The 16,593-nt window shown below is 44.3% G+C and carries 14 protein-coding genes and 1 riboswitch; of the genes, 7 read left to right on the top strand and 7 right to left on the bottom strand.

The window, feature by feature from the left end; translation table 11 throughout:
* Positions 1-32 precede the first annotated feature (32 nt).
* Positions 33-1,073 (bottom strand): (R,R)-butanediol dehydrogenase, encoded by a 1,041-nt coding sequence (gene bdhA, locus AC4CV5_RS17035; RefSeq protein WP_490923376.1) that lies wholly within the window; start codon positions 1,071-1,073, stop codon positions 33-35.
* 441 nt (positions 1,074-1,514) lie between these two features.
* Between bdhA and walM the strand changes: the two genes are divergently transcribed.
* Together walM and AC4CV5_RS17025 are read left to right on the top strand one after the other, a co-directional pair.
* Positions 1,515-1,886, top strand: a complete 372-nt coding sequence (gene walM / locus AC4CV5_RS17030) for a cell wall metabolism protein WalM (RefSeq protein WP_014112896.1) — start codon at positions 1,515-1,517, stop codon at positions 1,884-1,886.
* A gap of 65 nt (positions 1,887-1,951) precedes the next feature.
* Positions 1,952-2,998 carry a hypothetical protein gene (locus AC4CV5_RS17025; RefSeq protein WP_490923373.1) on the top strand — a complete coding sequence of 349 codons (1,047 nt, stop codon included), beginning with the start codon at positions 1,952-1,954 and terminating at the stop codon, positions 2,996-2,998.
* 33 nt (positions 2,999-3,031) lie between these two features.
* Here AC4CV5_RS17025 and AC4CV5_RS17020 read toward each other — a convergent pair whose 3' ends face one another.
* The 6 genes from AC4CV5_RS17020 to gabP form a co-directional block, all read right to left on the bottom strand.
* On the bottom strand, positions 3,032-3,190 hold the full coding sequence (locus tag AC4CV5_RS17020) for a hypothetical protein (protein ID WP_490923371.1): 159 nt from the start codon (positions 3,188-3,190) through the stop codon (positions 3,032-3,034).
* A gap of 187 nt (positions 3,191-3,377) precedes the next feature.
* Positions 3,378-3,587, bottom strand: coding sequence for a cold-shock protein (locus tag AC4CV5_RS17015; protein WP_003219370.1), 210 nt, complete (start codon positions 3,585-3,587; stop codon positions 3,378-3,380).
* Between the two features lie 82 nt (positions 3,588-3,669).
* The gene (locus tag AC4CV5_RS17010) at positions 3,670-4,485 is read right to left on the bottom strand and encodes an alpha/beta fold hydrolase (protein WP_490923369.1); all 816 of its coding nucleotides are present in this window, start codon (positions 4,483-4,485) and stop codon (positions 3,670-3,672) included.
* A 14-nt stretch (positions 4,486-4,499) separates the two neighbouring features.
* A complete protein-coding gene (locus tag AC4CV5_RS17005; protein WP_490923367.1) occupies positions 4,500-5,489 on the bottom strand; it encodes a DUF4003 family protein in 990 nt (329 codons plus the stop codon).
* Positions 5,490-5,586: 97 nt separating this feature from the next.
* Positions 5,587-7,128 (bottom strand): outer spore coat copper-dependent laccase CotA, encoded by a 1,542-nt coding sequence (cotA, locus tag AC4CV5_RS17000; RefSeq protein WP_490923365.1) that lies wholly within the window; start codon positions 7,126-7,128, stop codon positions 5,587-5,589.
* 151 nt (positions 7,129-7,279) lie between these two features.
* The gene (gabP, locus tag AC4CV5_RS16995; protein ID WP_166854045.1) at positions 7,280-8,689 is read right to left on the bottom strand and encodes a GABA permease; all 1,410 of its coding nucleotides are present in this window, start codon (positions 8,687-8,689) and stop codon (positions 7,280-7,282) included.
* Between the two features lie 411 nt (positions 8,690-9,100).
* Between gabP and mneS the strand changes: the two genes are divergently transcribed.
* The 5 genes from mneS to guaA all read left to right on the top strand — a co-directional run bounded on the left by mneS (position 9,101) and on the right by guaA (position 16,221).
* Positions 9,101-9,973: a manganese transporter MneS gene (gene mneS / locus AC4CV5_RS16990; protein WP_222143708.1), complete on the top strand. Its 873-nt coding sequence runs from the start codon at positions 9,101-9,103 to the stop codon at positions 9,971-9,973.
* 150 nt (positions 9,974-10,123) lie between these two features.
* Entirely contained in the window at positions 10,124-11,086 is a 963-nt protein-coding gene (locus tag AC4CV5_RS16985) for an AAA family ATPase (RefSeq protein WP_490923362.1), read from the top strand.
* Positions 11,086-12,282, top strand: coding sequence for a DUF58 domain-containing protein (locus tag AC4CV5_RS16980; protein WP_166854042.1), 1,197 nt, complete (start codon positions 11,086-11,088; stop codon positions 12,280-12,282). The genes AC4CV5_RS16985 and AC4CV5_RS16980 overlap by 1 nt, the downstream gene beginning before the upstream one ends.
* A gap of 21 nt (positions 12,283-12,303) precedes the next feature.
* On the top strand, positions 12,304-14,517 hold the full coding sequence (locus AC4CV5_RS16975) for a DUF4129 domain-containing transglutaminase family protein (RefSeq protein ID WP_490923360.1): 2,214 nt from the start codon (positions 12,304-12,306) through the stop codon (positions 14,515-14,517).
* A 162-nt stretch (positions 14,518-14,679) separates the two neighbouring features.
* Positions 14,680-16,221, top strand: coding sequence for a glutamine-hydrolyzing GMP synthase (guaA, locus tag AC4CV5_RS16970; RefSeq protein ID WP_003219388.1), 1,542 nt, complete (start codon positions 14,680-14,682; stop codon positions 16,219-16,221).
* Positions 16,222-16,364: 143 nt separating this feature from the next.
* Positions 16,365-16,466, top strand: a riboswitch (purine riboswitch).
* Positions 16,467-16,593 lie beyond the last annotated feature (127 nt).

The raw sequence follows: 16,593 nt of genomic DNA, 5'->3' as shown, positions 1-16,593 counted from the left end.
GCATACGCGCGCGGATTCTTTTCGGTTTCAAATTAGTTAGGTCTGACAAGGATTTTGACTTGGTTTTTCTCTTTAATAAGTGCCCCAAAGCCTTCCTCGATCAAATCGTCTAATACGATTTTTTTCGTTACGAGTTTGTCAGCTGAGAAATAGCCTTCTTTCATTAATGACAATACAGCCGGGAAGATATCGCGGTACCCGATAATTCCTTTGACTGTACGTTCTTTGATTACGATGTCGTTCGGGTGGATTTCAGCGCCTTTTTCCCAAATGCTGACGATGACTGTTTCACCGGCAATTGCAGTAGATTGGATGGCTTGTCGTAACACAACTGGAACGCCAGTGACTTCGAATGCTACGTCAACACCGCCTCCTGTACGTTCTGCAATCTCGGCTACTACATCGTCTGTTTTGGACGGATCAACGATGATGGCTCCAAGCTCCTCAGCTTTTTGCTGGCGTTCAGGTGAAAGCTCAACAGCGTAAATATCAGTCGCACCAGCAGCCTTCAGCGCTTCAATCACAAGAAGTCCGATCGGGCCGCAGCCGAATACAGCCGCTTTGTCGCCGGCTTTGATTTTGCTTGAGCGGACAGCATATAAAGCGACCGCAGAAGGCTCAACGAGCGCACCTTGTTCATATGATAATTCATCAGGAAGTTTGAACAACAGCTCTTCATCTACAGAGACGTATTCAGAGAAACCGCCGCCTCCGCCGGCTAAGCCGAGGAATCCCATTTGTTCATCAAGGTTGTAGGCACCCTGGTGGCCGTGTGTCGCAAAAATCGGTTCGACTACGACGCGGTCTCCGGCTTTATAGTTTTTAACGCCTTCTCCAACTTCAACAACTTCACCGGAGAATTCATGGCCCATTGTGACAGGTGCTGTTTCATTCGTTAATGGATGCGGTTTGTCAACCGGAATAAAGATCGGTCCGCCCAGATACTCGTGTAAATCACTGCCGCAGATGCCGCACCATTTGACTTTGATCTTTACTTTTCCTGGCTCCGTTTTTGGCTCTTCAATATTTTCAATACGGATATCCTTTTGGTTATGCCATCTTGCTGCCTTCATGGATTACCACTCCTACATCTTTTGATATGAGTAATTCCGCACTGATCAATATGAACTGTTCACAAAATCGCCATTTTTAAAACCAAAAAAGAAATGAAATTTTTATATAATATAATCTACGTTTTTTTGAAAAAAGAAACTTTGAAGAAAAAAGAGTCTCGCACACTCTTTTTTCTTTATTATGAGAGAGTATGAGTTGTATACATAACTATGAATTTGGTTTGAACAATACGGTAATGGTTCGTTCATATTGAATGCGTTAACTACTCTATCAACAATTATAACGCTAACACTGTAATTATAATAGGATAATCTTCCATGGTTTATTTTAGCAAAGGTAACTTTTCTGACTTTGTAACATTACTGTAAGGATATTGAAATGAAAAATCCCTGGTTCATCGTGTATAATTTTTCCTAGAAGTTAACAAACAGGGGGACGAAATGTTGAAGAAAGTCATTTTAGCCGCTTTTATCTTAGTAGGAAGTACTTTGGGAGCTTTCAGTTTTTCATCAGATGCCAGTGCGAAACATGTGAACGGAAATATTACTTGGTATAATGGAGTCGGAAAAAAAGGCTCTTCAGGTAAAAAACTTGGACATTGGGATTGTGCGACCAAGATTGGATTTGATGTTCCTAAAAACGGGACAAAAATCAGAGCTTATGCAAAAGCGAAGCCTAAAAAGGTAATTACGGTTTACAAAAATGATGTTGGCAGAATGCCTAACGCAGTTCTGGATGTAAGCCCTAAAGCGTTTAAAGCGCTTGGATACCCATTAAGCAAAGGAAAAGTAGCGGGACATTACAGCTATTAATTTACATATATAATCTGTAAAGCAAGAAGTCACATTCTTGCTTTTTCTATTGGTGGAGATAAAAGATGAAAAAAAGAATGATGTTATTGTTAACTGTCGTGATTGCAGCCGCTGCGGCTGGTGTTGCGTTTTATGTTGCAAAGGATAAAGGTCATGAGAGCGCTGCTGATGTTTCGGTAAATACGGAAAGCAGTGATAAGCTGCTTGTTTCGATTACGAATACCGATCTGCAGACGAAGTATTATGAAAATGATAAGGTGATCCATGAGGAGAAGCTGACCAGCTATCCGGCGTTTGCTTTGGATCAAAAGCAGCAGGTGCTCTATTATACGGGCAATAATGAACAAAATGAAATGAGGCTTTTTAAGCTGGATCTAAAGTCTAATAAAAAGACGATCCTTTATAAAGGTGCTGAGAGTGCGGACAGTTTGTTTTTGTCAAAGGACGGTTCAACCATCTTTTTCCGCTTAGGAAAAGCGGATGAAAGCAATTTCCGGATTGCAGCTTTTGATCTGAAAACGAAGAAGTACAAAAACCTTTATCCTGCCGCTAATAATCAGGATGACAGCGTCAGCAGCTTCTTTTATAACAAAAAAACAGATTCATTTGCCTTACTGCATTATTCTGTAGAAGAAGATTACAAGAAAACAGATGAAGCGAACGAAAAGGGAATCGATCCTAAACCGACTACGATTCATTTTGCGGCAGGCCGTCAAAACAAATTTGATGAGCTGAAGAGCCTTGACCAGTTTATCAGCGATATTGCTGTTTCTGATGATGATAAACGGATTTTGTTCACATCATATACACAAAAAGGCACGGAGCAAACCGCTTCTATTCAGATGCTGAATGCGGATACGAAAAAATATGAAACCATCATTTCAAATCAAAAATCATTCAAGCTGTTAATTGACGCACAGCCGCAGTTCTCAAAGGATGGGAAGAACATTTATTTTCTCGCCGAAGCCGAAGGGGCTAAAAAACTGAAGGATGAAACAGGGCGTGAAGCCAAGGTGCGGACGATTTATTCCTATAACCTTGAAAATAAGAAGTTTAAAAAAGTATGGAAAAATCCGAACGGCATTATCAACAGCTTTTCTGTCATCAACTAATAAAAACCACTCGGCATAGGCTGAGTGGTTTTTTTACTGGACGAGGTGAAGGGCTAATGATCCGAGCCATTTAAAGAGATGGATCAGAGGTATCGACAAAAACAGAAGTTCAATATAGGAGTTGATTGCAAGGTTCAGCTTTTTGAACCTAGCTCTTTTTTTCAGGTCTTTTTGCTGCTGATTTGTGATCACGTTATCACTCCCTTTTTGAAATCCATATAATACCAAGCGGATAGACAAAAAGCCCTAAACATTTACAGTTTGGGCTTCTCTCTAATTTACGGACTCTTGCAATGAGAGGCTTTTATTCTGGATATAGAATTTGCGTCTCGTTCGGGGATTGTTTGCTTGCAGAGACTTCATTTGTTATAGGGAAGAGCTAACTTGTTTTCGTTTGACTGTTGTTTTGGAGATTCACTAATGAACGGATGCCGTCGATCATTTTGCTTCCGCACAAAGGGCATGATGGCGAGTCACTGCTGGCAAAGTTTTTTCTGGTCCAGCCGTTGCAGTCTTCTTTTGTGCATTCCCATGTACTCACATCTTCTTTAGGCAGCGGTTCTTGATTACGTTTGTTATAGTAAGACATAAAGTCACTTCTTCCCTCATGTATTTTACTGCACATTTCTTATTGTCTCATACTTTTCCTCAATCTCCTAATTCCTTTTTCTTTATGGTTTTCCAATCAGACCATCTAAAAAGGAGATGAGTGTACTGTTAAAAGCATCGGGCTCTTCTAAAAACGGGCAATGGCTGCTTTTAGAAAAGGTGACGAGCGTCGAGTTTGGAATATTGCTGCGTAAGTGCTCCCCAGCAGCTGTCGAGAAAAATTTGCGGTCTTCTCCGAAGCACAGCAATGTCGGCACATTGATGTTTTGAAGGGTGCCGCGGTAATCAGCAGCCGTTTGGTTAAATAAAATCGTACTTGAAATGGCAGCCGGCTGTTTGAGGATTTCTGCCAGCATCCATTCTGTTTCTGTCTCGACAGGCGGTTCCGCGAACATATTATGGATGAAACTCTCGTAAAATGGCAGCGGTTCAGTCTGAATGGCGTGCATCGCCGTTTTTAAACCGTCAAAATCAAACGGACCGTGCTCCCAGCCCTCCCATTGATAGTCGGAAGCTGATTGATCAATAATGACAGCGGCTTGTATGTTATCATTCCCAAATTGATTGAGATAATCCCATACGACGAAAGCACCCATTGACCAGCCGGCAAGCACGGCACGGTCGAGCTCCATTGCTTTTAGAAATTCCCTTACGTCGCGGGCATATTGGGAAATGGTGTGTCCGTGCAGGACTTTGTCGGATTCGCCGTGTCCTCTAAGATCGAGACGAATACACTGATAATTGGCAGAGAGTGCTGAGAACTGTTTGTGGAAAAATTGTCCGCTCATCAGCACGCCGTGTATAAATAGGATCGGTGTACCGCTTCCGTGCGTTTCATAGTATAGGCGTGTCTGATCTTCTAATGTGATGTATGGCATGTTTTCCCTCCTCTTTAGTTTCCGTCATGAGAATGACTGGCTGCTGTAGAGCTGATGATAGCAGCTGTCGCGGCTGCCTGCTGGGCCTGAATGACCGTTTCGATTGCGGTATATAGTCCTGATTCCATCAGCAGATGTTTCTCCATATGCTCACTGAGATATAGGCTGACAGCAATTTTGAAGTTCAATTCCTTTTTCCATTTAAATGCTTTTTCTTGGTTTAATTCGTGAGTGATGCCCAAAACGGTTTTGATATCTGGCTCTTCCAGAAATGTGAGAAGGGCAAGATCCGGATAATGATAATCCTTTGGCCTTTTGGAAGATTCAGTGATGGATTGACATATATGTTTGCAATGGGAAACGAGCGTTTCAGGGTCTTTTTCACTTTGCAAGGCCAGAATATGGCTGACCTGGTGTAAGTACTGTCCTTTTTTAAACCCGCTGGCTGCCAGCAGCTGATAGCATGTTTCCGCCTTGTTTAGCGCCTGCAAACCGTTGCCGTTTTCGCCAAGCAATACGGCAAGCGGAACATTCTGAGTTGAAGTGAGGAAATAATGGTTTTTCTTCATCTGTTGATAAACAGATAGCCCCATGTTCATCTGTTCTCTTTGGTTTGACGTTTCAGATTTGCTGGTGAGCAAGATCAGAGCGGAAAGGTACGTGAACATATCCCGCTTATATCCAAGCCTCACCATTTCATTGTAGACATCGATGAAAGTCAGAAACGTTTGTTTTGCCTCATGCTGAAAATGAATGTCCAGAATGGAAGCAACAGTAAAGCGGTGGTGTGAATTGAGTGTTGAGAAGCTGCCGATGTTTGATTTGATATAGCTGCTCAAATCATAAAAGCGCTGAAAATCAAACTCTCTTTTATTCACAATATATGCAGAAGATATGAGCATTAATATCTGATCGTGTGCAACTTTCCATTTTAATTTTGATTTTAATTCGGCATAAATGGAAATGTATTGTTTTGTTTTTTCATTTAGGTCGTTTGTCAGCATAAAAAGCAGCTCCTTTTTGCTGTTTTTATGTTATACGAAAAATGAGGACGAAAGTTTCGTATAAAAAAACTTGCCTGCGGGAGGCAAGTTTGTCGGGTTATTTATGGGGATCTGTTATATCCATCGGTCTCATCATGTCATAGTCTTCATGCTCAAGAATATGGCAGTGCCATACGTATCGTCCGCTGTACGGCCCGAATGTCGCCGCGATTCTCAGGACTTCACCTGCATGCGCTTGAATGGTGTCTTTCCAGCCCTTTTCACTTGACGGCGGCGGAACAGCCGGACCGGTGTAGGCCAATTCCCCTCTTTCTTGATAACGCGCGATATCAAACGGACGCCGGTCTAACACACGGAAGGAGACCAGATGCAGGTGGATCGGATGTGTTCCGCGCGTCGGGTTGATAATGGACCATATTTCAGTTGTTCCGGCTTTTGGTGCTTCTGTGACAGGATCGTGCCAGCGTTTGTTATTGAGAAGAAGGACGGGTCTGCCGTATTCGTCCTGGGTGCCTGCCAGTTTCAGTGTTCTGATGTTTTGTATTCTTTCATTCTGCACGGAAGGGTATGAGGCAAGGTACTTCGGCTTTCTGCTTTCGTCCTTTTGTGCTAATGGTTTTGTGACTCTGAATTGCATGATATTCGCATCTGTTTCAGGATTGACATCACCGCCGCAGCCTGCGCTGTTTGCCAAAATAATCGATTGTCCTTCATAGGTTGTGAAGTCAATAATGATATCGTAACGTTCAGCGGGCGCAAGACTGAAAGAGTTCAGTTTAACAGAGCGCGGCAGGAGCCCTCCGTCTGAACCAATCTGAATAATTTCCCCGCCATTATCAAGAGACAGGTTATAGGTTCTTGTATTGGAGGCGTTGATGACGCGGAAACGGTATTTCCTAGGTTCGACCTCCAAGTATGGCCATACCTTCCCGTTAACGAGTATGGTTTCTCCGCAAAAAGCCGGAACGATTGAGGGGTTAGGCAGTGACGGTGAAGGGTTTTCCGGTCCGCTTGGATAAAACAAAGAACCGTCCTCGTTGATCGTGCGGTCTGTAATAAGAAGCGGCACGTCGTATTCGCCTGAAGGCAGCTTTAAGCGTTTTTCCTTTGGATCGTGAATGATATAGGCGCCGACGAGTCCGGCATAGACATTCAGCCTGGTGAGCGCCATGGCGTGATCGTGATACCACAAAATAGCAGCGCGCTGCTGATTCGGATAATGATAAACCTCTCGTTTAAAATAAGGGCCTGTTTGTTCAAAGCCTTTGGAAAACCAAGCCTCCGGATACCCGTCACTATCATCTGGCGTGACGCCTCCGTGCAAATGAACAACAGTTTTTACTTCTGGCTCTTCATGCTGGCTTTCACTGTGATGAATGGTGTGATCGATCGGAAGAAAATGTGTGGAAGGAAGGTTATTCATCCATTTCACATAAACGTTTTCATTTCTATTGACTTCAATGGTAGGTCCGGGAAATAAGCCGTTGTAACCCCACAAGCGGGTCGGAGGGAGATCGCGGTGAAGCTGATGAGTACATTCTTCCATGGTGACTTCGTAGTATGTCTTTTCTTTTGTTTGCTGCACCGGCTTTAGTGTATCTGGGATTGGGAGGGCATCCGCAAATTTTTCAAGTGTCATTTTCATCGTCCTTATCTAATTTTTCCAAATTGGTACTATAGTTAATGACAATAAGGACGTGATGGTTACAAAAAAATCTGTGGGCCGCCGCCTGCTCGAAGAAGAAAATAACAAACTCCTAAACGGCAGACCGTTTAGGAGTTGATCAGCATTATGGCAGGATGTCGGGCTGCTGCTGTGTGACAGGCTCGGCTACCGCTTTCCCGCTGACCTTGCGTTTTCTGAACACGAGATAAGAAATCAGAACGATTCCCGTGATAACGCCTGTCAGCAGCAGCTCGTCTCTCATGGAATGAATAAACGCCATAGATACTAAAATTCCACAGATGGCGATAATGGTCAAGTAGGTTAGGAAAGGGAAGAGCCACATCTTGATCTTCAATGCTTCTGGGTTTGTTTTTTCGAGTTTTTTTCGCATTCTCAGTTGGGAAACAGCGATGACAAGATAGACGAGTAAAGCAATTGCGCCTGATGAATTGACTAAGAATAAAAAGACCTTGTCCGGTGAAAAGTAGTTCATTACGACCGCAATATAAGAGAAAAATGTTCCGGCGACAATGGCTTGTACGGGAACGCCTTTTTTGCTCAATTTCATAAAACGGCGCGGCGCTTCGTTTCTTTCTGCAAGTGAATACAGCATTCTGGATGTGGTGTACAAACCTGAATTCAGGCAAGAGAGTACAGCTGTGAGGACGATAAAGTTCATAATCTGCGCGGCTGCCGGCACTCCAATATGCCCAAGTACAGCGACGAAAGGGCTTTCTAAAATATTGGCTGAATTCCAAGGCAAAAGCGCCACAACAACGGCGATGGAGCCAACGTAAAAGACGATGATGCGCCATACAACGGATCGGGTCGCTTTCGTTACGGATTCGATCGGGTTGGATGTTTCTCCCGCTGCAATGGCAACGATTTCTGTTCCCATAAAAGAGAAGATGACAACGACAATGCCGAGCAATACGGAGCTGATGCCTTCGGGGAAAAATCCGCCTTTGCCTGTAATATTGGATAAACCGACTGGCTCACTGCCTGGCGCAAAGCCAAAAATAAAGGCAAATCCAACGATTAGAAACGCGATGATGGTAATAACTTTAATGAGGGAGAACCAATATTCGAACTCACCAAAAGACTTAACGGAGTAGACGTTTGTCAGGGTGAGCACGATCGTCAAGATCAAACTTGTCAGCCATAGCGGAATATCATGGAACCAGTATTGAATAATGCCAGCACCGGCAATGGCTTCGATTGCAATGACAATCACCCAGAAAAACCAATACAGCCAGCCGATTGTAAATCCTGCCCACGGTCCGATGGCATCGTGAGCGTATTGAGAAAACGATCCGCTCGTCGGGTTTACGGCAGACATCTCACCGAGCATTCTCATGATAAAGATTACCAATAATCCGGCTAACGCGTAGGAAACAATGGCACCGGGACCGGTCGAGTGAATCACTGAACCGCTGCCTACAAATAGGCCGGCTCCAATCACGCCAGCGATTGAAATCATTGTCATATGGCGGGTCTTTAATTCTTTTTTTAATCCTGATTGAGCTTGGTTCATAAGTTGCCTCCTTTAAGAATGAATTCATTACTGAATATTATGATAATTGAAACTCTATCATAAATATACAGTTTGTCGAAAATTCGTGTAAGAAAATATAACAGTTTATTTCAAATTTGTAGGGTTTTGTTTACGGTGTTTTCCGCGGATATACTTGAAAAAAAAGAAAAAATGTTTCTGTCATTATTCATTTTGTAGGTTGTTATTATTTTTAATATACGGCAGTTCGCGAGATGTGTTGGTGTCATTGGATTTGAAGTGGTTTTCGAAGGAGAAAATAAATTGGATTAGGGAAAAAGTGTTCTATCATCACTATTTTCCTGTGGCGAGTGAATCATGTTTCTGTAGACCCACTGCGGTTCAGCTTTGTATCATAATAATAGGAAAACGCGAGCGGAGAGGAGGTTTTGTATGGAGAGATATGATGAACTGAAAAAAGGAGAAGCCGGGGCGCTGGTCAGTATAGCGGCGTATCTTGTTCTGTCCGCGATTAAGCTGATCATCGGTTATTTCTTTCACTCAGAAGCGCTTACGGCAGACGGGTTAAATAACACAACTGACATTATTGCTTCTGTTGCTGTGCTGATCGGCCTGCGCATCTCTCAAAAGCCTCCTGACGAAGATCATCCATACGGCCACTTTCGAGCAGAAACGATTGCATCACTTATCGCATCTTTTATTATGATGGTTGTCGGACTGCAGGTGCTGTTCAGCGCCGGAGAATCTATTTTTTCTGCTAAACAAGAGACGCCGGATATGATTGCAGCTTGGACGGCAGCGGGCGGGGCAGCCCTGATGCTTGTAGTCTATCAGTACAATAGAAGACTGGCCAAAAAGGTGAAGAGCCAGGCGCTCCTTGCCGCGGCGGCTGATAATAAATCAGATGCATTTGTCAGTATCGGCACGTTTATCGGCATTGTGGCTGCGCAATTCCACCTTGCTTGGATCGATACGGTCACTGCGTTTGTGATCGGTCTTCTCATTTGTAAAACGGCATGGGATATTTTTAAAGAATCATCTCACTCTTTGACAGATGGCTTCGACGTAAAGGACATGTCAGCTTATAAACAGACGATCGAAAAGATTTCCGGTGTGAGCCGTTTAAAAGACATTAAAGCGAGATACTTGGGCAGTACGGTCTACGTTGATGTGGTGGTTGAAGTATCCGCTGATTTAAATATTACGGAAAGCCACGATATTGCCAATGAAATTGAGCGGAGAATGAAGGAGGAGCATGCGATTGATTATTCGCATGTTCATATGGAGCCTTTAGAACATAAGTAATTGAGCTTCCTGTGACAGGGAGCTTTTTTATGTGATTTGTCCAGTTTTATTGGAAACAATTTGATAGAATCGTTTTTTTATACAGATCGCTTTTTGTGGTAAAGTTAGGTTACAATATGAAGAATTTTGTAGATGACTAGGAGGAAAAGAATGGCATACCAAGAAGACCTGCATCCTTTGCTGGGGAAAGCAGTTGAACATATTAATAGAGTAATGGTTGGAAAACGAGACATCGCCATACTCAGCTTAGCAGCCATTCTTGCCAAAGGGCATGTGCTGCTTGAGGATGTACCCGGAGTTGGAAAAACGATGATGGTCCGCGCACTGGCAAAGTCAATCGGCGCCGATTTCAAAAGAATCCAATTCACTCCGGATTTGCTGCCATCTGATGTAACAGGTGTATCCATCTATAATGCGAAAACAATGGAATTTGAATACCGTCCCGGCCCGATTATGGGAAATATCGTACTCGCCGATGAAATCAACCGGACCTCTCCGAAGACACAGTCGGCTTTGCTTGAAGCGATGGAAGAGGGAAGCGTAACGGTAGATGGCCATACGATGACGCTTGCCGCTCCGTTTTTTGTGATGGCAACCCAAAACCCGGTCGAATATGAAGGGACCTACCCTTTGCCGGAAGCCCAGCTTGACCGTTTTTTATTCAAACTTCGCATGGGTTATCCGACCTTTCATGAGGAGCTGGACGTCTTATCTCTTCAAGAAAACAGCCATCCGATTGAGACGCTTGAGCCGGTCATTACAAAAGAAGACTTCATCCGTTTGCAGCGGGAAGTGCAAAATGTTCGTGCTGATGACAGCATAAAGGAATATATTGTTGAAATCGTACAGAAAACGAGACAGCATGCCTCTGTTCAATTAGGCGTGAGTCCGCGCGGATCAATTGCTCTTATGAAAGCGGCCCAAGCATACGCGCTGCTGCATCATCGCGACTATGTCATTCCGGATGATATTCAATATTTAGCTCCTTTTACGCTTTCGCACCGGATGCTGCTGCAGCCTGAGGCGAAGTTTGAAGGGATCGAGGCAGAAACGATCGTACGGGAGATCATGTCAGCTGCGAAGGTGCCGGTTCAAAGGTCGTCGATCCGCTGATGAAGAAGAAATTGCAATGGTTCGTATATGGGTGGAAGCTCATTGTACTAACGTTATTGACGGCTGCTGTTTTTTCTTACGCAATGTTTCAGGGCGGCTTTGTCAGCTGGTTTTTGTTTTACGCGTTTCTCCCTTTTGTCGTGTATGCCGGGCTGCTGGCGTTGTATCCGCTCCGCTCTATTCAGGCTTCACGGCAAATGGCCAAAACACAATTGCATGCCGGGGACAGGCTGGGCGTGTCTGTTACGCTGAGAAGGAAGCTGCCGTTTCCCCTGGTGTATATGGTAATTGAAGATTGCCTTCCAGAAGGAGTCGAGTCATTGAACCGAGACGAAGCAGTGGCTAAACGGCTTGTTTTTCCTTGGTTTAAACGGAGTATGACAATGTCGTATGAATTAGCTCGGGTACCGCGTGGGGAGCATCATTTTCATGCTGTCAGGGTGCGAACTGGGGATGTCCTCGGTTTGATTGAAAAAACAGCTTTTTATGAGCTGGAAGACACCCTGTTTGTTTATCCATCCTTTCAGCGTCTTTCTTATCAGGTGAATGAGAGGCATCAGGAAGACGGTGTAAGCGGTTCTTCTCCGGTTCATCAGCACCATTCCGCTGTCGTAGCAAGTGTGCGGAATTATCAGCCGGGAGACCGGTTTGCTGCATTAGACTGGAAGACTTCTGCACGGCGGAGCCAGCTGATGACGAAGGAGTTTGAACCGTCTCGAAGCAAAAACCTGTTTCTTCTGATGGATCGTTCTTCCTCTGAAGCATTTGAAGAGGTCGTTTCTGTAACAGCTTCGATTCTTCATTCTGTTTTAAAAAATGGCACGGCGGCAGGCTTGGCCTCAGTCGGAAAGGAAAAAACGATTTTTCCTATTCAGGAGGGGGAGCATCATTTCAAGCACATGCTTCGGCATTTAGCCGTTGCTCATTGTGATGCGGCAGACCCGGTAAGCCGATATGTACGGGAGGAGATGGGGAAGCCATCTGTTCGCCAGGCTGACAAAGTGATCGTCACGGGGCAGTTCACGGAAGATTTGCTGAACATCGCAGAAACCGGGGGCGGACGGGTTACAGTGATACTGGCAAAAGAGAAAGATGCTGAGCTTTCTCAAGCTGAAAATGTCATGATTGAACGGATGAAGAAACGTCAAATCAGAGTTCAGGTCATGAGGGACGGACGAGTTTCGCGTGTTGTTTAGAAAGAGAGGTGACGGGTGCACATGCCGCACGATGATCAGAAGGGAAGCCGTTTGAGCTTGCTGATATTTTATTTTCTGGCGTTTTTATTGCTGTGGGAGTGGCTCAGACCGCTTGACAGTTTTACAGATACGAAACATACGGGCTTTTTTAGCGTCTTTATCGGCTTGACGTTTCTGCTGACTTTTTTCCGGATGAGGTGGTTTGTCACCGTTCCTTTTTGCGTTTTATTTACGTTGATCTCGATACACATTCTGTTTTATCAAGGTTCTATATTTGATTTGAGCTGGATCAGCTCTTTTTTACAGGATGTCTATTTGAATATCACGTTGATTCAATCAGGGCAATGGAATGACATGATCCCTTCATTTCGGACCCTGTTGTTTTTTGTGTTGCTGTGGCTGCTGGTCTATCTCCTTCATTATTGGGTGATTTACCAGAGAAGAATTTTGTTTTTCTTTATGATGACAGTAGCGTACATTACGATTCTTGATACCTTTACGCCATATGATGCCACTTTTGCCGTCATCCGTATCGTGCTGATCGGCTTCTTTATGCTGGGCCTTTTATACTTAGATCGCATCAAGCTGATGGAAAGAATCACACTGCCAAAAACATCTGTCCTGAAATGGTTTCTTCCTTTATCTGTATTGATTTTGGCTGCTGTGGGATTCGGACTTGCAGCTCCGAAATCAGAGCCGGCTTGGCCTGATCCGGTACCTTTTCTCAAAAAAATCACGAATCAAGATCATGTGACGGCTGGAGAAAGCAAAATCGGATACGGGAACCATGATGAATCACTCGGCGGACCGTTCCAGCAGGATGATACACCTGTTTTTACATGGCAGGGAAAAGAGCGTACGTATTTCCGTGTGGAAACGAAGGATACGTATACAGGAAAAGGCTGGATTGAAACAGACACAGGCATGTCATATCAGCTTAGCGGAGGAAAAGTTGAAAATCTGTGGTTTGACCATAAGGTTAAGACAGAGCGCAGCACCGTCCGTGTAAAAGTCGACGAACACTACGGGTATAACCATGTGATGTATCCGATCGGTGCAGAAACCATTCAGCCAAAGCGGGCTGTCTCACTTGAAATGAACGGGAACACGGAACAAATTTCCCCGATCAGTGAACAAGCCGGTGAGATCAGAAATATGGGGAGCTATACAGTAGCGTACAATTCCCCGGTCTACAAGCTGGATGAGCTGAGAAAGGTAAAAGTGAGAAACAACAGTGAGGAATACACATTCAGCGACCGCTATATGCAGCTGCCGGATTCACTGCCTGAGCGGGTGAGAAACCTTGCAATCAAGCTGACCCAGGATCACGATAATATGTTTGATAAGGTGAAAGCGGTTGAGGAATACTTAGGATCAAATGAGTTCACATATGAAACCGAAAACGTGTCCATCCCTAAGAATGATGAGGATTACGTCGATCAATTTCTGTTTGAAACAAAGATGGGCTACTGTGACAACTTTTCTTCCGCTATGGTGGTGCTCCTGCGTTCGGCCGGCATCCCGGCCCGCTGGGTAAAGGGGTATACGTCCGGCGAATATAAAGAAGCAGGAAACAAAAACGGCAGCATCTACGAAGTGACAAATAACAACGCCCATTCCTGGGTAGAGGTGTATTTCCCGGAACAGGGCTGGGTCACATTTGAGCCGACTAAAGGGTTTACAAATCCGGCTGAGTTTACTTCTTCTGACACAAAGGGTTCCGGCAGCGAGAGCAGCAGCTCGCCGGAGAAAACAAAAGAGGAGCAGAAAGAAGAGAAAAAACAGCCGAAAAAAGAGGAAACACAAAAGGAAAAACGGGAGCCAGCTGGTTCTGAAAAGCCGTCCGCTTCACATGCAAACGCGGGTGCAGGATGGTATGTAGCGCCCGCACTTCTTGTAGTCCTCCTGTTGGCAGCAGTATTGCTGTATGTTTTCCGTTCGTTATGGATTCCTGTTTTCATTGCGAGAAAATTGAAGCCGCGCAGTGATCAGTACGTGTTTTTTGAGGCGTACGGCGCGCTGCTGAAACAGCTGAAGAGAAGAGGAATGCCGAAACGAGACAGTGAAACGCTTCGTGATTATGCAAAACGAATCGATGGAAAATACGACTCAGAAGACATGTCAAAGGTGACATTATGCTATGAACGGGCCCTTTACAGAAATGAAGATTCGGCTGCGCTTTGGAATGAATCCAGAGAGTTATGGGAAAATTTAATTAAAAGAAGATGGTCTTGACCACTTATCAACGTGTTGTTAGAATTAGTGAATATTATCGGAGTCTGGGAGCGAGTTGCCTGACTCCGGCAAAACGGCCTTGCCAAAGAGGGCGGAGCGAGCTTCATATCTGTCCTCGTTTTTTTCTGTGTCAAAAAACTTAGAGGAGATTAGGTGACAACCATGACAAAGTTAGTGAATGAAATGATTCTTGTCCTTGATTTCGGCAGTCAGTATAACCAGCTGATTACACGCCGTATCCGTGAATTCGGTGTATACAGCGAGCTTCATCCCCATACATTGACGGCTGAAGAAATTAAAGAAATGAATCCAAAAGGAATTATTTTATCCGGCGGTCCAAACAGTGTGTATGATGAAAACTCTTTCCGCTGTGACGAGAAAATCTTTGAGCTCGATATTCCTGTTTTGGGAATTTGCTACGGCATGCAGCTGATGACTCATTACCTTGGAGGTAAAGTTGAAGCGGCAAGCCAGCGTGAATACGGAAAAGCAAACATCCACATCGAAGGCACACCTGATTTGTTCAAAGATCTTCCGAACGAACAAGTGGTTTGGATGAGCCATGGCGATTTGGTTGTAGAAGTTCCTGAAGGCTTCACTGTTGACGCGACTAGCCATCACTGCCCGAATTCAGCGATGAGCAAAGCCGACAAAAAATGGTACGGCGTTCAGTTCCACCCGGAAGTACGCCACTCTGAATACGGCAATGATCTTCTGAAAAACTTTGTATTCGGCGTTTGCGATTGTGAAGGCAAATGGTCAATGGAGAACTTTATCGAAATCGAAATGCAAAAAATCCGTGAAACGGTCGGGGACAAACAGGTTCTTTGCGCGCTAAGCGGCGGCGTTGATTCCTCTGTTGTTGCTGTTTTGATTCATAAAGCGATCGGCGACCAGCTGACTTGTATCTTTGTAGACCATGGTCTTCTCCGTAAAGGCGAGGCTGAGGGTGTTATGAAAACATTCAGCGAAGGCTTTAACATGAATGTGATTAAAGTAGACGCTAAAGACAGATTCTTAAATAAACTAAAAGGTGTTTCTGATCCTGAGCAAAAACGCAAAATCATTGGTAATGAATTCATTTACGTGTTCGATGATGAAGCGGACAAGCTCAAAGGCATCGACTACCTTGCACAAGGAACGCTTTACACAGATATCATCGAAAGCGGTACTGCAACGGCGCAAACGATCAAATCTCACCACAATGTCGGCGGGCTTCCTGAAGACATGCAATTTGAGCTGATCGAGCCGTTAAACACGCTTTTCAAAGACGAAGTGCGCGCGCTTGGCACAGAGCTCGGCATTCCGGATGAAATCGTATGGCGCCAGCCTTTCCCAGGACCGGGCCTCGGAATCCGCGTTCTTGGTGAAGTAACGGAAGAAAAACTGGAAATCGTTCGTGAATCAGATGCGATTTTGCGTGAAGAAGTTGCAAATCACGGGTTAGAGCGTGATATCTGGCAATACTTCACTGTTCTTCCTGACATCCGCAGCGTTGGTGTTATGGGTGACGCAAGAACGTATGATTACACAATCGGAATCCGCGCCGTTACATCAATTGACGGCATGACATCTGACTGGGCTCGTATCCCGTGGGATGTGCTTGAAGTCATTTCTACACGTATCGTGAATGAAGTGAAGCATATTAACCGCGTGGTGTATGATATTACAAGTAAGCCGCCTGCGACGATTGAGTGGGAGTAATAATCAATTAACGGAAACCATCTTTTTGGTGATTTTGCCAAGAAGATGGTTTTTTCTGTTTATTACGAACAAAATCGAATTTCATCCGACTATTGTTCGTTTTTTATATTGTCTTTTCAAATTGAAGTTGGTACAATAGACACAGAAATCAAATAAGATGAATTCGTATAATCGCGGGGATATGGCTCGCAAGTCTCTACCAAGCTACCGTAAATGGCTTGACTACGTAAACATTTCTTTCGTTTGATATAAATAAAACACGTTTATTTATTCGAATTGAAATCCGTCTGTAGTCAAGCGTCCCAAATTGTATTGGGGCGTTTTTTATTTGGCGTTTTCAGGACAGAATAAATAGCAAAGAGTGAAGGGAGT

This window comes from Bacillus sp. NS1 (assembly GCF_058248265.1).
Note: the sequence above shows the minus strand (reverse complement) of the source record. Positions and strands in the feature narration are given on the sequence as shown.

Coding starts and splice junctions, on each gene's coding strand:
- guaA (WP_003219388.1), top strand. CDS start 14,680: ATGACAAAGTTAGTGAATGAAATGATTCTTGTCCTTGATTTCGGCAGT.
- mneS (WP_222143708.1), top strand. CDS start 9,101: ATGGAGAGATATGATGAACTGAAAAAAGGAGAAGCCGGGGCGCTGGTC.
- AC4CV5_RS17015 (WP_003219370.1), bottom strand. CDS start 3,587: ATGTCTTACTATAACAAACGTAATCAAGAACCGCTGCCTAAAGAAGAT.
- AC4CV5_RS17005 (WP_490923367.1), bottom strand. CDS start 5,489: ATGCTGACAAACGACCTAAATGAAAAAACAAAACAATACATTTCCATT.
- AC4CV5_RS16975 (WP_490923360.1), top strand. CDS start 12,304: ATGCCGCACGATGATCAGAAGGGAAGCCGTTTGAGCTTGCTGATATTT.
- cotA (WP_490923365.1), bottom strand. CDS start 7,128: ATGACACTTGAAAAATTTGCGGATGCCCTCCCAATCCCAGATACACTA.
- AC4CV5_RS17010 (WP_490923369.1), bottom strand. CDS start 4,485: ATGCCATACATCACATTAGAAGATCAGACACGCCTATACTATGAAACG.
- gabP (WP_166854045.1), bottom strand. CDS start 8,689: ATGAACCAAGCTCAATCAGGATTAAAAAAAGAATTAAAGACCCGCCAT.
- bdhA (WP_490923376.1), bottom strand. CDS start 1,073: ATGAAGGCAGCAAGATGGCATAACCAAAAGGATATCCGTATTGAAAAT.
- walM (WP_014112896.1), top strand. CDS start 1,515: ATGTTGAAGAAAGTCATTTTAGCCGCTTTTATCTTAGTAGGAAGTACT.
- AC4CV5_RS16980 (WP_166854042.1), top strand. CDS start 11,086: ATGAAGAAGAAATTGCAATGGTTCGTATATGGGTGGAAGCTCATTGTA.
- AC4CV5_RS17025 (WP_490923373.1), top strand. CDS start 1,952: ATGAAAAAAAGAATGATGTTATTGTTAACTGTCGTGATTGCAGCCGCT.
- AC4CV5_RS16985 (WP_490923362.1), top strand. CDS start 10,124: ATGGCATACCAAGAAGACCTGCATCCTTTGCTGGGGAAAGCAGTTGAA.